Genomic DNA, 15,354 nt, shown 5'->3' with positions numbered 1-15,354 from the left:
GCTACTCCTTCTAGTGTTCACCAAATAATTTTTCTGCTTGCCAGTTCATATAATCAAAAACACCATTGTTCACCTGACCATACTGTTTTGCAATTTCTCCTTTATTTTGTAAATATACCCAAGCACTTTCTGGTGAATTGTCCCCTCTAGCGGACATCAGCTCACTAACTTCATTAACGCCTGACAACACTAATTGAGTGGTGTACCAGTGCCTAAAGATATGGGGTGAAATATTATTTTCTTGCAAGAGTTGACCAAAAAAGACAACCTCTGGGTCATCAGATTTAAGAAATATTGGGATCATTTCTTCGCGAATAATCTTACGAAATCGTTGATAGTACACATCGTATGATAATGCTTTACCCTGCTTGTTAAGGTTTAATGGACCAAAATCTTTCTCATACCTTTTACCCTCTAGATAACTCATATAGTCATTATAAGTGTCTAAAAAGACCTCCAAGAAGATATAAGGTACAGCTTGAAGTCTTTCCTTTTTAATTCGTCCAGTTGGCTTTAAATCACTTCTAAGGGGCATTTCTTTTCGCAGATCAATCTCAATCTTAAATACTTGATTATCACTTTGGTGAAATAAGATACCTGCTCCCAAAGGACTATCTTCACGTCTTACATTACATGCTTCTGATGGTCTCAAACCAACAAATGCTCCCAAAGCAACAACCATAAGTAAATCCTTGTGATATTGAGCAATGTGAGCAAAGAGCATTTCAAAGGCGCTGTTTGGCATATCTCTAAAAATTGACTTCTGTGAGTTGCTATCATCAACAAATATCTCAAAATTCAGTTCTTTCCGTTTAATGACTCTACCTCGTCTATTAGTGAATGTATTGATAGAATAAAGGTCTTCTGGCTTCAAATTAGCCTTTCCTTTTCGTTCATTCAAGTATAGAGTTAAAAAATCAAGAACTGCATTTACACATTTTTCGACTGTACTTTTCTTTCTATTTTTTCTATCTTCTGGAAGTTGTCCTAAACCATAAAGCATAAAAAACTCCTTGACCATTTCTAAAGTTAGTTGATCAAGATTGTTAACCCCAACTGTTCCGTAGATAAAATTCAAAAACTTAACAACGTATGAAAATCGTTTGTTTCCATCGTCTGAAATAGATTTAATCTTTGTGGCAGATTTTACATATCTATGAAAATCAGTGAATTGTAATGTACCATCATCATGTTTGAGTGCAATCAATTGCTTTGTAACGATATTATTATCACCTAGAATTAGCGAATGTTTATATACAACAAATCTCATGTTATCTCCTTGTTTATTATGACTGAAGGTTCTGACTGTGTTTTATGATGTCAATACACAAAAAAACGATCAAATCAGTACCATTTTCCTTTGTGCTCTAAACTGCATAAAGGGAATATCGATGAGTACTTTCATTGATCGTTATTATTATTTAAATTAATTCAATAATAAAAGTAACTTCATCTAAGTAATAAGAGCAATTTATTAGCTCAGCAACAACGATAACCACAGCAACTCCTTCTAAACGATGAAAGGAATATCCGCCGTGGCTATCTATTTACTTTTTTTCTTTTACTTCTGTAAGTTACTTTTGTTATTTTTACTTTTTCTGTATTATATCATATTTTGATTAAATTGTCATCTAAGAAAGTGATTTTAAAAAAACTGGAAATTTTTTCAATTGTATATTTTGACAATAAAAAACACTTTTATATCAATTTAATGATTTTAGAGCGTTTTATAAAATTATACTATAAAATGAAAGAGAATTACACACTCAACTCAAACAACTTATAAAACTCACCTCTCCTATCCATCAAATCACTGAAAGAACCATCTTCAACAATAACGCCATCTTTCATAAAGAGAATTCTATCGTATTTTTTCAAAATGTTCTCATTCAACTTGTGGGTTACTACAAGTGCAGTCAAATTTTTAATATCCAAGATTGAACTTTCAATTTCAGTAGTTACTTGATTATCCAAAGATGAAGTAGCCTCATCCAATAATAAGATTGGTGTTTTTCGAATCAAGGCGCGCGCAATACTAACTCTTTGTTTTTGTCCGCCAGATAAATTTGATCCATTCTCTCCACATAAAGCTTGTAGACCTAATTCATTTTCTAAAACATAACTTTCTAAACCTGACTGCTGTACAGCTTTCTTTATTTCCTCATCAGTGAAGGATTGATTAAGAGTAATATTTGCTCTTAAAGTATCATCAAAGATATAAATATCTTGCTGAACAATAGTCATTAAGTTATAAAGACTATCTGCTGAAATAGCTTGTATATCTTGATTATCAATTGAAATATGTCCACTTGTTACATCGTAAAAACGCAGTAATAGATTGAGCAAAGTTGATTTCCCACTCCCTGACATTCCTACAATTGCAATTTTTTCTCCTTTTTTAATCTTCAAAGATAAATGATTAAAAATTTTTTCTTCAGTATTAGGGTAAGAAAAGTCTATATTTGAAAAAGAAATAACATCATCGAAATATTCTTTCGTTTCACCGGTCTGAAGTCCAGTTACATCTTTTACCTCAAATGCATTAAGTGTTGCTTGCCCTTCACGGAATTTACTCATTCCCATACCAATTTCATTTAGTGGCATTACTACAAAATTGACTAGTTGAACAATAGCTGTTACACTTCCAATTGTGGTATAGCCATTAAATACGAGATACATTCCTCCACCAAAGGCTACCAAAAAAACAATCATCCCTGAAAGCTGCGAAATAACATAAGCTAAAACATCAAATTTCCCTTTTATAAAATTTATTTCATCAAATTTTTCACTTTCATGACTATAATCCTCACAGATAGCATCTTTCACATTAAAACTTTTTATAACCAGAAATCCTGCTAAAATATCTTTAACCTTAGCTAAATACTTCTGATCTGCAATCATAGCACTATTTTGTAGAGAGGCTGATTTTTGTCCAATAAATCCTGAAACCATCATTGGAATAATGCTAGCAATGATTACTAATAAGGTCAAAAACCAATTACCTATAAACATAGCTAGGAGTGAAAAAATCATTAAGGAAAGGTTTTTTGAAATATTAAAATACTGGTGTAGATAATCTTGCTCGATTTTCTTCATATTTTCGGTTAATACAGAAATAAACTTTCCTGATTTTTCTATAGAAAAGTCTCTATAATCGCTATCTAAAATAGATTGGAACACCTTGTTTTTGTATCTTGACATTATTTGCCTAACAAGTTTATTTTTCAATCGAAGAGATATAAAGTTGAGTCCTGCATAGATGAAAATAACAGTAGCCCCTATTAGTACCGCTTGAGTTAAGGCTTCTTCATTTTGGGACATGCCACTATCAATAATACCTTTAATAGAATAAGCAAAAGCAACGTTAGTTAAAGGGACCAGTATATTAAATATCATGAAAGCATAAAAAGCCTTCTGATGGTTCTTTATCAATTGTTTCATCCTTAATCTACCTCATAATTCTTAATTTCATTTAGAAAATGTGACATAAAATATTCTTCTAAGTCAATATTCTCTCTCCTAATCTCTTTCATAGAAACCTGTTCTACCATTTCTCCATTTTTGATAAAACCAATTTTATCTGCTATCTGTGAAATTTCCGATAATATATGACTCGATATTAGAATAGTAATTCCATGCTCCTTAGAAAGCGACAACAAAAGATTTCGAATTTCTTGAATTCCTATTGGATCTAAACCATTGATTGGCTCATCTAAAATTAACAATTTAGGTTTTGTTAGAAAGGCACGAGCTAAACCAAGCCTTTGCCTCATTCCTAACGAAAAATCTTTTACTTTTTTAGTCGTATTTTTTAATCCGACCATTCTTAAGGCTCTTATTATATCTGATTCAATAATATTTTTCCCCATATACTGAGCGTGAATTTCCAAAATTTCTTTTGCAGTGCAATTATCATAAAAAATTGGTGATTCAATAATACTTCCAATCTGACTTAGGATTTCTTCTCTGTGTTCTTGTAGATTTTTCCCAAAAATTTCAATACTACCTGATGTAATTGTTGATAAGGATAACATACATTTCATTAACGTTGTTTTTCCAGCACCATTTGGTCCTAAAAAACCATAGATTTCTCCTTCAGCAATTTGAAGGTTGATACCACTTAAAATTTCTTCTTTATCAATTGTTTTAAAAACTTCTTTTATTTCAACAATATTTCTCATTTCTATCTCTCTTTCTATAACCACCTTTAAATGCAAGAATTTTTCTTCAGGAGCATAAATACAAACTTATACAGTCTCTTTCTTTATTGGAATCATAAAGGAATTACCACTTTTCTTCGATTAAACTCAGCAATACTATTTGATACTAATATCTCGTTTTGAAATATTATAAATTGAAAATGAAGTAATCATTAAACTTATGAAACTTGCAAATATCAAAAAGAATAAGTTATCAACAATATTATTAGATAAACTTCCTGAACTTACATTCGAAAGTAATGCTGCTAAACCAAGTCCTGAAAGCATTGTTATAGCTGTTGAATGTTTAATCATACCTAAAACAAATGGTAGTAACCCTATTAGTACTGTTGCAAACGTTATTCCAGCCAAGTTAATTAATTGACTAGCTAGAGGGATATAACTAGATTCAGTTACAACAGCCATGAATCTAATGAATAATTGAGTCACTAAATGTGCAGAAAAATGGGCAATAAATGCTATTAGAATGACTGAAAGAATTTTTCCCCAAAGTAACTTTATTTTAGAAATAGGGTAAGAAAACAACTGAAAAATTGTTCTTCGTTTAAATTCATCAATAATAATCGTAGATAATAAATAAGATTCGAAAATCAAAAATGCTGCTTTTGTAAATAAAGATGAAAACAATGAAGCTACAATTGCCCAACCTTCCCATTTACCAGTAATTCTAATAACATTAGAATCCTGTCCAGTAAATTCTCCTAGTTTATTGTCAGTACCTAAACCCATAATAATGATTGCTGTAATACCTAACACTATAAATATAGTACACAACCAGGCTAAAAATAATTTAGATTTAGAAACTTTATTTAATTCAATTTTAATAAGCGACAACATAGATTATTTCCTCCAAAGCGTAAATAAAGAATAAACTATTCAGACTAATCTCGACAAATATTTAAAAATAAGCTTATTTTACAGACAATGGCACCATACATACTATCGGTATGTATATACTAAAAACAAACATACCCTCGGTATGTATAATAGATTTTTAATAACACACTTAAAGTATGTTATTTTTTAACTATAAATTATGTAAGATAATTTATTGAATTGATAACACATAAATAGAAATTAGTATTAACATGAATGTCATGCGACTACTTATTTACTATTTTTTTAAGCGATCAAATAAGTTGAAAATCACCTCCATCATTTCATCAGAAATTAACTGTACCCCTAGACCTTCAAAAGTAAGTTTAATGAAATTCATTTTACGCTTTAATTCTACTAATGAAAAAACGGAAATTTGAAAACCAATCCAAATATTTAGAGATAAAACAATTAAATCTGCTAGCTCTTCTGGATATTCTGTTTTAATAGACCCATCTTCAACTCCTTCGTAAACCTTTTCTCTAATTTCGGGTAAAAAATCAGAAAATAGACCTAGATACTGCTCTCCCAATAAGCGTGGACTTCTTAGCATGATTGAGGCAGAGTAAACGAGCCTTTGGTGTTCAAAATTAGAGAAAGAGTCCATCAAAGAATTTTGTATCTTTTCTAATCCAGTATTTCCTCTCCAATTATAATTTAAAATTTCTTGATTATTTTCGCTAATGATTGTTTGCAGTATATCATATTTAGACTCAAAATGATGATAGATAACACCTTTTGTTAATCCACCTAATCCATCTATGATATCTTGTATTGATGTATTATCAAATCCTTTTTCTAAAAATAGATTTTTAGAGACCTCTAGTATTTTTTTTCTAGTTTCATGTGAGTTTCTATTCCTTGCCATTTTTGTTCCTTTCTATCATACCGATGGTATGTAATTCTATTGTAGTGGAAGTAACTAATAATGTCAAGTTCTTTATTGGAAAATGCAAAAAAAGCCTTATAATCAAGGCTTTTATATACTTTCAAAAATAATCCTAATAAATTTCCATTCAACTTCATCTAAGCATCTTTTCAAAAAAATAAATTGACAATCTCATCTTCCGAAAATCCTAGCTCACCTAGATTTTCAAACAAAATTTTCACTAGCTTGTTCGATTCTTGATATCTTAACTCCTTTATTTCTTGCTCGCTTGCTATGACAAAATATCCTAATGTTCCACAGCTAATAACCAAATTCTGTTCTTCGAGAACTTTCATTGCTTTTTGGATTGTTGCTGGATTACACTTCTCATTTTCTGCTAAACTCCTTATCGAAGGAATTTTTTGTCCAAGCACATAATCACCTCTTAAAATAGTTGTTCTTAATTTTGATGCAATCTGTAAATATAGATGGGGTTTCATTTAATCTTTTTATTTTCCTTCCCCCTAACAATCTTCCAATATGCAGAGTATGGAATTACTGTAGCCAGTAGAAGATAATATTTATTTGCAAACATATCTGCAACACCTTTTGCATTGAAATGGATAGGAACTTCCTCTGGGAGAAAACTACAAATAACAACTATTATGACTGTCATCCCTAGCAACACCAAAATATCTTTTGTCAGTCTGTTTTTCATCTTATTTTCCTCCTTTAACTAGATAAAATTCGACTTGCTCATTGTTATATAAACACCCATTGTAATAACCAATAAAACTACTGATACTACCTGCAAAACAAATGTAATCGGAATATTTAACACCCAATTAAGAAAAATAGGCGTAATAAGTACAATCATACCAATAATTCCAGTCACAATAACAGGTAGACTTTGTTTGACGACTATCATCTCACTGTCCCAATCATAGTTAGGATATTTTTTATTTAATGAAATTCCGATTACCGTTATAAAAAGGGAGTAACATATAGGAACAATAACTAGATTCATAACTTGAATAGGATTCATATCAAGTTTCAGCATAAATACTGATACAGAAATCATATATCCAATCAAATGAAGTGTAAGGTTGACAGCTATCTTAGCATTTAAAATCATTTTTATCTCAACCGGAGAACTTTTCAAAATCCAAATATTTTTACCTTCTAAAGATATAGATGAAGCTGCTGGACAACTGAGTGAAAGCATAGATGCAATAAAGACGGGAGCTAAGTTTGAAAGATACTCATTTATATTTTCAATTCCTGCAGAATTTCCTATTTGACCTACAGAATTAAACAGGAAACATATACTAAAGACACATAAAAGAATCACTCCAAGCCCAGCATTCAAGACTGCCATATAAGAACTTAAAAATCGTCCAAGCTCTTTTTGATACAAGGCAAAAAATACCGATTTTCTTTCATAAGATACTTTGTCATTAGCATAACTTGATTTTGTATTGGCAAGTGTATTAAGTAGTCCATACTTCAACGAAGCAATTTTGACAAATAGATAAAAGACGACTATTGAAAGAACTATATAAAATCCCATCCCATAGTACATTGGAAAATTGTAGTATGACATAAATAGTCTAGAAATTGGATACAGTCCAGTAATTTGCTTAGCCAGAGTAACCCCAATACTACTTTCATCACCTGATTGCAAAGCTGATAATGCAAAATATCCAATTATACCTAGCATCGCAAATGAAAAAATAAGAGAGATAACATTTTTTCTTTTAAAAAAAGATGAAGCGACAACAATAACGAGTCCCATGCATGCCGCTATACACATGGGGATCAAAGGGGCAAAAAATATAGAAGTAAAATACAATATAATCTGTAGGAGGTTTAAACTTCCGTTCAAGCCCCATACAATTCCACCCGGAAGCATAAACATCAAGCCTATTAAAAAATTCAATAAGTACATAAACATGAACTTGCTGGTGATAATATACGAACTTTTAACAGGTAAGGATTGGAGAATTTCCATATCTCGACTGCCAAATAAAATGCCATTCGAATAAAAAACTGTCAAAAATAATATCGAAAAACTTGAGACAGAGACCATATATGCCGGAATCAAGTTTTGTTGTCCAACTTGTACCAATGTTTTAGCTGTTAGGATATTATAAAAAAAGCAAAATAAGGCAAGAGTTACTATGCCAAAACTCGCAATAGCCATTGAACTTTGTTTTTTATTTCCCGTCTCTCTAATCTGGTTAATGGGAAAAAAATTTATCAATTGTGCTCTAATTAGTATCCAAATGTTACTCATTGCCCTGCACCTCCATGAAAAATGCTTCCAATGATTCATTACCTTTGATATCTCCTGTATTACCACTTGCAACTAACTTTCCATTTTTGATAATGGCAATCTTATTACATAATTTTTCCGCAACATCCAATACATGGGTTGAAAAGAAAATAGCACCTCCATCTGAAACACACTCATGCATAATTTTCTTTAGTAGGAAAGTTGCTTTGGGATCTAGCCCAACAAAAGGTTCATCTAAAATCAATAGTTTGGGAGAATGTACAAGTGCAGAAATAATGGCTGTTCGTTGCTTCATACCATGTGAATATGAAGAAATTATCCCCGAAAGATGCTCAGTCATATCAAATAAATCACCGTAATTTTGGATTCTCTCCCTGCGTATTTTTGTAGGAATTTCAAACAGGTCAGCAATGAAATTAATATATTGAAGTCCTGTCATATGTTCATACAAATCTGGATTATCTGGGATATACGCCATCATTTTTTTACAAATAACAGGTTCTTCTTTAATAGAATGACCGTTGATAATTATACTTCCGTCTTCAAAATCATGGATACCGACAACTGCCTTTATCGTTGTCGTTTTTCCCGCACCATTTGCTCCAATAAAACCATAAATATCTCCAGGCTGTACTGAAATAGATAGGTTATCCACAACCTTCTTATCCCCATAACTTTTACTAAAATTCTTTATCTCTAACATATTTTCACCTCTATTGACAATTTGTCAGTCATATTTTGAAATAATACCGATAGCTTGTTTTGATTCAGCTATCGGTACATAGTTCTCTTTACAAACATTCTATCTTTTTTTAATTGCTAAAGAGTCCTTTTGTATTTAGGTTTTGTTCCAGCATTATCTTAAATGCATTCAAGTAATCTTTGACAGGTTCTTTCTTTGATGTTTTTATACCTATGTTATTTGAAACAAAAACATAGGCTGTCATAAGAAATTCTGCTGTTTCAGATGGATATTTTACAGAAAATACTTTTTCTGAGATGCCTTGATTTATTATCCTCTCAAAATATATAGTCAGTTTTTCAATGAGCTTATGGGATAACTTATCTAACATATAACGATTTTCTTTAAGATCAACCGTCTTTTGTAACTCAGTTCCCTCCGCTGAAACGTTATCTGTAGAGATTATTGTGGCATCTATAAAGGCTCTTATTTTTTCAATAGCAGTTTTGTCGTCATCATTGACAATCACATGAATATCTCTCAATAATTTCTCTGAATATCGTTCCACAAGACAATATAGAATATCTTCTTTGTTCTTAAAGTGATAGTATAACAAACCTCGTGATATATTTACCTTATCGACTATATCCTGAGTTGTTGTGTTCGCATATCCTTTCTCCATAAAGAGGAGCATAGAAGCATCCATAATCTCAGCCCGTCGAATTTCCGGATCTTTTACATCTCGCATTTTATTCCTCCTGATTATAAATTATACTGCTCTACTGACAAATTGTCAATTATAAAATTATCTTTTTGAGGATAGCAAAAAATCCTTGACACCAAGGCTTTTTCGTCAACATTTTTTTCTAAGCTCGTACAAGCAGTGATACTGCCTCAACGTGTGCTGAGAGCTTTCTTCTATACTAATAGACGAAAGGGTGTGAAAATGATTTTTAAATGATACTGTGGAACGGAACAGTAGCCCTAGTATTGACTACTGTCGTTTCTATTCATATTGGCTATTCTAGGACTGAGATGAAAAAATCTATAAATGCTCAGAATAAAATTGAACCCGCAAATCTCCCCAAAACAATGGTGAGTCATGTACTTGTATTATTCCGAAAAAATACACCTCTGGTGCAGTGAGACAAATTGGTGTATCTTATAGTGGCTTCGTAGATGAAAGCTATACTCTACTATCACTCTTTGATGATGTAGAACAAATTGAAAAAGATAATAGACTTCAGACAGCTATTGATGTTGTCAGAGAACAGTTTGGTTTTTTAGCCATACAAAAAGGAACCGTCCTAACTGAAGGTTCCAGAAATATTGAACGCAGTAAACTTATCGGTGGTCATTCCGCGGGTGGATTGGAGGGATTAAAATGAAACAAGAAAAAAATACAGTACAATTTTCAGAAATCCGTAGCAAAGGATGTAATGATATTGAAATGCTTGAAAGATTTTTACATGGAATCGTTGAAACAGCAACTTCAAAACTTCGTCAGAGAAAACTCAAAACAACTGAAATATCGATACGACTAGTACATGCTAAATCTGAAAACCGATTACCATTGGAATTTACATTTAGCATTAAGCCAACAAGCTCATCTGTGATAATCTATACTGAGGTAATCAATCGCTTTAAAGAATGTTACACAGGTGGGGGAATTCAAGGTTTTACGATTCAATTTGATAAAAATACCCTTGCCTCTGCATAGAAAGGATTTGATATGATTGACCGTTCATATTTACCATTTCAATCAGCAAGAGAGTACCAGGATACAAAGATGCAAAAATGGATGGGCTTTTTCCTATCTGAACATGCATCAGCACTCTCTGATGATACAAACAAAGTAACGTACATGTCTGACTTATCACTAGAGAAGAAATTATTACTCCTCAGTCAAGTATACGCCGGGCAGCTACGCACACGCATTCAAGTGATTGAAAAAAACAAGCGTGTTTCCTACACTGGAACAATACCAAGTCTGACCAAAGATTTCATTTTGATAAAAACTACAACAGGTCACATCAATTTGAAATTAAAAGACATTATTAGTATTGAACTTGTCGAGGAGGTGCTCTATGAATCAGCTTGAGTTTCAGCGTAATCACCTACAAATGGACTATTATAGCGAGAGCTACCAAGATTTTGAACGTGACTTCTACCGCTACTCTAACATGAATATTCCATTGACCTTCCTAACTGATGATATCCTAAAAACAATGGCGACTTCACGTAAGAATTACTTTGTCCTCAATAAGGAAAAGTCCAGAGATAACCGCGATCACTTCTTCATATTTGAAGTAAGTACCGTAGATGAGAATCCGCTAATCTATCATTATACATATAAGAAAACTACAATATATTTAGCAGAAAAATAGGAGCAGTTCAATTGACTGTTCCTATTTTTAATATTCATAAAATCTAAAGTCTTTATACTCTTTAACAATGGAGTCGCCAACCAGAACAGACTATACTGACCAGCGACTACCTTAAATTTAATGTTTCAGATTTATTTTCTTATCTCTAATTTCATAAACTACATCTGCTACATTTTCGAGTAATCGTTTATCGTGGGTGATAAACACGATAGTTCCGGTGTACTCCTTCATTAGTATTTCCAAAGCCTCTAAACTTGGTATGTCAAGGAAGTTACTGGGTTCATCCATTATTAGGATGTTATATCTACCCATGAGCATTTTAGCAAGCAACAATTTTATAATTTCTCCACCGCTTAAAACAGATAAACTTTTTCCAATATCGTTCTGTTTGAACCCCATAGATGCTAGCACTGAACGAATTTCTGATATATTGTAGTCACAATCCTTCTGCATAAACTCCATAACATTCTGATTACTGTTGTACTTGTAACCATTCTGTGCAAAGTAACCTATTTTTGCCTTAGGCGAAATAGAAATTCCTTCTTCATGGTTTAAGATCATTTGGATTAAAGTTGTTTTTCCGATTCCATTACCACCAGTTAACGCCACTTTTGCTCCTAACGGAATTTGAAAAGATGCATTTTCAAACAGAGCCTTATCCCCAAATACTTTATTAATTTCTGCACCGACTATAGGGTATGGATTATGGAGCTCCAATGCTTTACTTTGCCTGAAACGAATTCTGCGAATGCCTTCCGGAGCTTCTACTTTTCCTAAGGCCGCAATCCTGTGCTCTAGGGTTTTAGCAGCATTATACATCTTTTTTTCCTTACTTCCTATTGATTTTTGATGAGCTAAACGCCCTCCGTCTTCAGTACTTTTTTTCTTTGAAGAACCTTTTGCCTTCTGTTCTATTTTACGAGCCTGTTTTCGCTTTTCCTCCGCAGCCCTTTCCAATCGGGCACGTTCCGCAATAAATTGTTCGTATTCTGCAGCTTGGCTCTTACGTTCTTCCTCTTTCTGACGAAGATAATCAGAATAGTTTCCCCAATACTCAGTGATTTTGCCATCTTTCAGTTCCCATATTTTATCTACTATTTCATCAAGAAAATAGCGGTCATGGCTAATAACTAACAGTGCACCTGTAAAATATTTTAGCTGTCCTATTAGAAAATCAATTCCTTCACGGTCTAAATGGCTCGTAGGTTCATCCGCTAAAATACCATGAACCTGTGCCGATAAGGCCTGTGCTATTTTAAGCCTTGTTTCTTCACCACCGCTCATAGTCTGTATATTTAATTGCTCAACACCTAGCTTGCCTACAAGTGCAAAATCTTTTTCCTCCTGCAGAGTTACTTCGTCCAACTGGGGAATATAGGCAAGTTCACCCAGACGATTCATTTTACATCCTGGGGGAGTTAATTCTCCTAAAAGTACCCTGAGTAAAGTGCTTTTTCCAGCACCATTTGCTCCTACTAAACCAATACGGTCATAATCATATACTTCTAATTCATTTATATCTAAAACATCGCGTCCTTTGAATTCCACACGAATGTCTTTTGCTTTTAATATTAATTCCATAACATTTCCTCCTGTCTATAATCGCATGCTTTCATTTGCTTGTATGCAGGGAAAACCCTGCGATTTTAGCAGGAAGAGTTACATGAAAATAAGATACATAAATATTCCTCCAATATTGTTTATTTTAAATCTAATTTTCTAACCTCAGTTATCATTTGGCAAACTATAGCAATGCCAATAATTAAAATACCTGATAGTAAAAACCAATGATTTACACCGATTTTATCAGCAAAGAATCCAGAAAGAATTAACCCAATTGGCATAGCAAGTGACATGATACTTCCGATCAAAGAAAATACACGTCCTAAATATTCAGGCTTAATTTTCTCCTGAAAAAGAGCTGTTTGCACACCGCTATAAAATGGCACCGAAAGCCCCATTATTGCACAGCAAACTACGAATATTACAAATCCATTTGGAGGAAGTATTCCCGAAACGGCTAAACTGGTCCCCATTATAAAAAATGAACTTGTTATTAGTAATACATGCTTTTCGAAGCCCCCTAATCTTCCTAATAATAAGCCTCCTGCTAGCATCCCAAATGCAAAGGAAATTTCCGTAATAGAAATATGCACAGGCGTTCCATTAAAGTGTTCCATGCTTATTAAAGGAAATAGTGCATTGATTGGCATATAAACAAAAGTATATAGTGTTCCTAAGAGTAATAAGGCAAACAATCCTTTGTTTTGTCTCAGAACCACAACTCCTTCTTTCATCTCCCTTATGAAATTTGGTTCTAAACTTTGCACTTGATTACCCAGCTTAGGTATACGTACAATTGCTACCGTAATAGATGCAATCACAGCACCCAATACGTCGATGGCAATAATAGCATTTAAATCCCAAACGGAGTATAAGAGTGCTGCAACTGCCGGACTAACAATATAGCTTATAGACTGCAAAGACTGACTATAGCCTGCGCATTTCGTTAGCTGTTCTTCTGGTACTAAAAGTGGTGTAACCGCATTGAGTGCTGGGGTATGAAAAGCTGTTCCAATGCTACGGATAAACAATACTATCATAATCATCCAGACAGGTAGCTCCATACAGAATGCAACAATAGCAAGCACTGCACCAGCTGCTGCGATAATTAAATCGGCACCAATCATTATCTTCTTCCTATCATGACGATCCACTAGCACACCAATGGCAGGTCCCAAAATCGCATAGGGTAAAAAACCTACTAATGAAGCCATAGACAAGACCATCGCAGATCCTGTTTTTTCTGTAAGGTAAAAAATAATCGCCATTTGCAGGATGGCACTAGTGATTAATGATACTGCTTGCCCTGCCCATATTGCATAAAATTTTCGTTTCCAATTGTTGTATTTTTCCATTTATATTATCTCCTGCATATTATTTTGCTTGAATTTCTATTTTGAATAGCATTCTAGGCAATAAAAAATGCAGGCCAAACCCCACAATGTGGCTTTTGGTCTGCATACATACAATTTGGAAACATTCATATTAAAGACATAGTTAAATAAAGGTATAGTTAAATAACCAATATCCTCACCGTAACTAATGAATGCTCAATATCGTATAAATAAGCACAACAAAAAAGCCTATCATCGGGTATAGATTCTGCTTTTTTTATTGCCAGCTTATCTTAAACGCATTGAGGCTGTCATAGTTTCGGTTCCTCCTACATCTTTGTTTATATCAATTTATAGTATAACACAACAAGATGATATGTTCAATATAAAAGTTATGGAATGAGACTCATACTTCCAATTCGATGCCAGATTTAAAGGATATGACGAAGTTTTCTTCATAGACTGTAACGCTCTGGATTATCTTCCTTAGTAGCAAGCGATTAGCTTTCACAAAATCTTCTGTTTGTAGTTTTAAAAATTCATCAGGATTTTCTAACTCAACCTCAAAATATTTCATTTTACATTCCCTCATTTCATTTATTGATAAATTGAGTTTGCAAAAAAGAGTGGACAATTTTTGTCTACTCTTAACCTTTAAAATAGTTTTTTTTAATCGATTTGAAGTTGCCTAAATTATTACTTATTCGGTAAAATGAAGTATTGCTTTCAACAGATTTCCTTCAACTACACTTCACTTGATTCAAACAAGGTGGGTACATTTCTATTCCCACAAACTCCTTGTCAATGGAAACAAACACGTACCCACAGGGTAAATGGAAATAGAAACTGATAATTTCTAGCTATCACTTCTACTCATTCCAAAAATTTTCTCACTCTGATACTTACCCACCATAAAGCAAAAAGCCTTGCAATCAAGGCTTTCATTATCCCTTTCGTTCAAAGGTTTCTAAGCTTTTACGAGCAGAGCGACACACTCAGCGGTTCGCTATCTCCGTTCTGTCTGCGTGCTAGCACTTGTCAATCACGGACAGCTATCGCATGGGCGGAAGTAAATGCTAATCTTCGTCGTTTTACTCCTTGACTAGCAAACTTACCGCCTCAACATGG

General features: G+C 33.2%; 17 protein-coding genes. 4 read left to right on the top strand and 13 right to left on the bottom strand.

The annotated features are described in order from the left end of the window. Positions 1–10 precede the first annotated feature (10 nt). From HMPREF2957_RS00090 to HMPREF2957_RS00045, 10 genes are all read right to left on the bottom strand, one after another. A complete protein-coding gene (locus HMPREF2957_RS00090) occupies positions 11–1,270 on the bottom strand; it encodes a site-specific integrase (RefSeq protein WP_070676941.1) in 1,260 nt (419 codons plus the stop codon). Between the two features lie 488 nt (positions 1,271–1,758). Continuing rightward, positions 1,759–3,441 (bottom strand): ABC transporter ATP-binding protein, encoded by a 1,683-nt coding sequence (locus HMPREF2957_RS00085; RefSeq protein ID WP_070676939.1) that lies wholly within the window; start codon positions 3,439–3,441, stop codon positions 1,759–1,761. 2 nt (positions 3,442–3,443) lie between these two features. After that, positions 3,444–4,181: an ABC transporter ATP-binding protein gene (locus HMPREF2957_RS00080; RefSeq protein ID WP_070676937.1), complete on the bottom strand. Its 738-nt coding sequence runs from the start codon at positions 4,179–4,181 to the stop codon at positions 3,444–3,446. A 135-nt stretch (positions 4,182–4,316) separates the two neighbouring features. Next, positions 4,317–5,057, bottom strand: coding sequence for an ABC transporter permease (locus HMPREF2957_RS00075; RefSeq protein WP_070676935.1), 741 nt, complete (start codon positions 5,055–5,057; stop codon positions 4,317–4,319). A 277-nt stretch (positions 5,058–5,334) separates the two neighbouring features. Next, a complete protein-coding gene (locus HMPREF2957_RS00070; protein WP_009664054.1) occupies positions 5,335–5,964 on the bottom strand; it encodes a TetR/AcrR family transcriptional regulator in 630 nt (209 codons plus the stop codon). A 170-nt stretch (positions 5,965–6,134) separates the two neighbouring features. Beyond that, the gene (locus HMPREF2957_RS00065) at positions 6,135–6,464 is read right to left on the bottom strand and encodes a GntR family transcriptional regulator (RefSeq protein WP_035620602.1); all 330 of its coding nucleotides are present in this window, start codon (positions 6,462–6,464) and stop codon (positions 6,135–6,137) included. Further along, on the bottom strand, positions 6,461–6,682 hold the full coding sequence (locus HMPREF2957_RS00060) for a DUF1648 domain-containing protein (protein WP_009664127.1): 222 nt from the start codon (positions 6,680–6,682) through the stop codon (positions 6,461–6,463). The genes HMPREF2957_RS00065 and HMPREF2957_RS00060 overlap by 4 nt, the downstream gene beginning before the upstream one ends. 18 nt (positions 6,683–6,700) lie before the next feature. Next, positions 6,701–8,260 carry an ABC transporter permease gene (locus HMPREF2957_RS00055; protein ID WP_009664211.1) on the bottom strand — a complete coding sequence of 520 codons (1,560 nt, stop codon included), beginning with the start codon at positions 8,258–8,260 and terminating at the stop codon, positions 6,701–6,703. Beyond that, a complete protein-coding gene (locus HMPREF2957_RS00050) occupies positions 8,253–8,963 on the bottom strand; it encodes an ABC transporter ATP-binding protein (RefSeq protein ID WP_009664098.1) in 711 nt (236 codons plus the stop codon). The genes HMPREF2957_RS00055 and HMPREF2957_RS00050 overlap by 8 nt, the downstream gene beginning before the upstream one ends. Positions 8,964–9,072: 109 nt before the next feature. After that, complete coding sequence (locus HMPREF2957_RS00045) at positions 9,073–9,690, bottom strand: TetR/AcrR family transcriptional regulator (RefSeq protein WP_009664199.1); 618 nt, start codon at positions 9,688–9,690, stop codon at positions 9,073–9,075. A gap of 394 nt (positions 9,691–10,084) precedes the next feature. Here HMPREF2957_RS00045 and HMPREF2957_RS00035 point away from each other — a divergent pair, with 394 nt between their 5' ends. Genes HMPREF2957_RS00035 through HMPREF2957_RS00020 form a run of 4 tightly spaced genes read left to right on the top strand, consistent with a single transcriptional unit; the run spans position 10,085 to position 11,329 of the window. Beyond that, positions 10,085–10,330: a hypothetical protein gene (locus tag HMPREF2957_RS00035; protein ID WP_001813542.1), complete on the top strand. Its 246-nt coding sequence runs from the start codon at positions 10,085–10,087 to the stop codon at positions 10,328–10,330. Continuing rightward, a complete protein-coding gene (locus HMPREF2957_RS00030) occupies positions 10,327–10,662 on the top strand; it encodes a DinB/UmuC family translesion DNA polymerase (protein WP_000806926.1) in 336 nt (111 codons plus the stop codon). Before HMPREF2957_RS00035 ends, HMPREF2957_RS00030 begins: the two co-directional genes overlap by 4 nt. A gap of 12 nt (positions 10,663–10,674) precedes the next feature. Continuing rightward, positions 10,675–11,043 carry a hypothetical protein gene (locus tag HMPREF2957_RS00025; RefSeq protein ID WP_000567222.1) on the top strand — a complete coding sequence of 123 codons (369 nt, stop codon included), beginning with the start codon at positions 10,675–10,677 and terminating at the stop codon, positions 11,041–11,043. Then, positions 11,030–11,329 carry a DUF5960 family protein gene (locus HMPREF2957_RS00020; RefSeq protein WP_001072467.1) on the top strand — a complete coding sequence of 100 codons (300 nt, stop codon included), beginning with the start codon at positions 11,030–11,032 and terminating at the stop codon, positions 11,327–11,329. The genes HMPREF2957_RS00025 and HMPREF2957_RS00020 overlap by 14 nt, the downstream gene beginning before the upstream one ends. Positions 11,330–11,446: 117 nt before the next feature. On the opposite strand, the gene msr(D) is transcribed toward HMPREF2957_RS00020, so the two are convergent. The 3 genes from msr(D) to HMPREF2957_RS00005 form a co-directional block, all read right to left on the bottom strand. After that, the gene (gene msr(D) / locus HMPREF2957_RS00015; RefSeq protein WP_000420313.1) at positions 11,447–12,910 is read right to left on the bottom strand and encodes an ABC-F type ribosomal protection protein Msr(D); all 1,464 of its coding nucleotides are present in this window, start codon (positions 12,908–12,910) and stop codon (positions 11,447–11,449) included. Positions 12,911–13,029: 119 nt separating this feature from the next. Then, the gene (mef(A), locus tag HMPREF2957_RS00010) at positions 13,030–14,247 is read right to left on the bottom strand and encodes a macrolide efflux MFS transporter Mef(A) (RefSeq protein ID WP_000417519.1); all 1,218 of its coding nucleotides are present in this window, start codon (positions 14,245–14,247) and stop codon (positions 13,030–13,032) included. 385 nt (positions 14,248–14,632) lie between these two features. After that, positions 14,633–14,803 carry a hypothetical protein gene (locus HMPREF2957_RS00005; protein WP_000873143.1) on the bottom strand — a complete coding sequence of 57 codons (171 nt, stop codon included), beginning with the start codon at positions 14,801–14,803 and terminating at the stop codon, positions 14,633–14,635. Between the last annotated feature and the right edge of the window lie 551 nt (positions 14,804–15,354).

Source organism: Streptococcus sp. HMSC062D07 (assembly GCF_001814215.1).
Classification (GTDB): Bacteria; Bacillota; Bacilli; order Lactobacillales; family Streptococcaceae; genus Streptococcus; species Streptococcus infantis_I.
This window is presented reverse-complemented; position numbering and strand designations above follow the sequence as displayed.

Excerpts from the sequence above, each read along its gene's own strand:
- HMPREF2957_RS00045 (WP_009664199.1), bottom strand. The coding sequence starts at position 9,690 with ATGCGAGATGTAAAAGATCCGGAAATTCGACGGGCTGAGATTATGGAT.
- HMPREF2957_RS00085 (WP_070676939.1), bottom strand. The coding sequence starts at position 3,441 with ATGAAACAATTGATAAAGAACCATCAGAAGGCTTTTTATGCTTTCATG.
- HMPREF2957_RS00020 (WP_001072467.1), top strand. The coding sequence starts at position 11,030 with ATGAATCAGCTTGAGTTTCAGCGTAATCACCTACAAATGGACTATTAT.
- HMPREF2957_RS00050 (WP_009664098.1), bottom strand. The coding sequence starts at position 8,963 with ATGTTAGAGATAAAGAATTTTAGTAAAAGTTATGGGGATAAGAAGGTT.
- HMPREF2957_RS00080 (WP_070676937.1), bottom strand. The coding sequence starts at position 4,181 with ATGAGAAATATTGTTGAAATAAAAGAAGTTTTTAAAACAATTGATAAA.
- HMPREF2957_RS00055 (WP_009664211.1), bottom strand. The coding sequence starts at position 8,260 with ATGAGTAACATTTGGATACTAATTAGAGCACAATTGATAAATTTTTTT.
- HMPREF2957_RS00090 (WP_070676941.1), bottom strand. The coding sequence starts at position 1,270 with ATGAGATTTGTTGTATATAAACATTCGCTAATTCTAGGTGATAATAAT.
- HMPREF2957_RS00070 (WP_009664054.1), bottom strand. The coding sequence starts at position 5,964 with ATGGCAAGGAATAGAAACTCACATGAAACTAGAAAAAAAATACTAGAG.
- HMPREF2957_RS00060 (WP_009664127.1), bottom strand. The coding sequence starts at position 6,682 with ATGAAAAACAGACTGACAAAAGATATTTTGGTGTTGCTAGGGATGACA.
- HMPREF2957_RS00025 (WP_000567222.1), top strand. The coding sequence starts at position 10,675 with ATGATTGACCGTTCATATTTACCATTTCAATCAGCAAGAGAGTACCAG.
- HMPREF2957_RS00030 (WP_000806926.1), top strand. The coding sequence starts at position 10,327 with ATGAAACAAGAAAAAAATACAGTACAATTTTCAGAAATCCGTAGCAAA.
- HMPREF2957_RS00075 (WP_070676935.1), bottom strand. The coding sequence starts at position 5,057 with ATGTTGTCGCTTATTAAAATTGAATTAAATAAAGTTTCTAAATCTAAA.
- HMPREF2957_RS00005 (WP_000873143.1), bottom strand. The coding sequence starts at position 14,803 with ATGAAATATTTTGAGGTTGAGTTAGAAAATCCTGATGAATTTTTAAAA.
- HMPREF2957_RS00065 (WP_035620602.1), bottom strand. The coding sequence starts at position 6,464 with ATGAAACCCCATCTATATTTACAGATTGCATCAAAATTAAGAACAACT.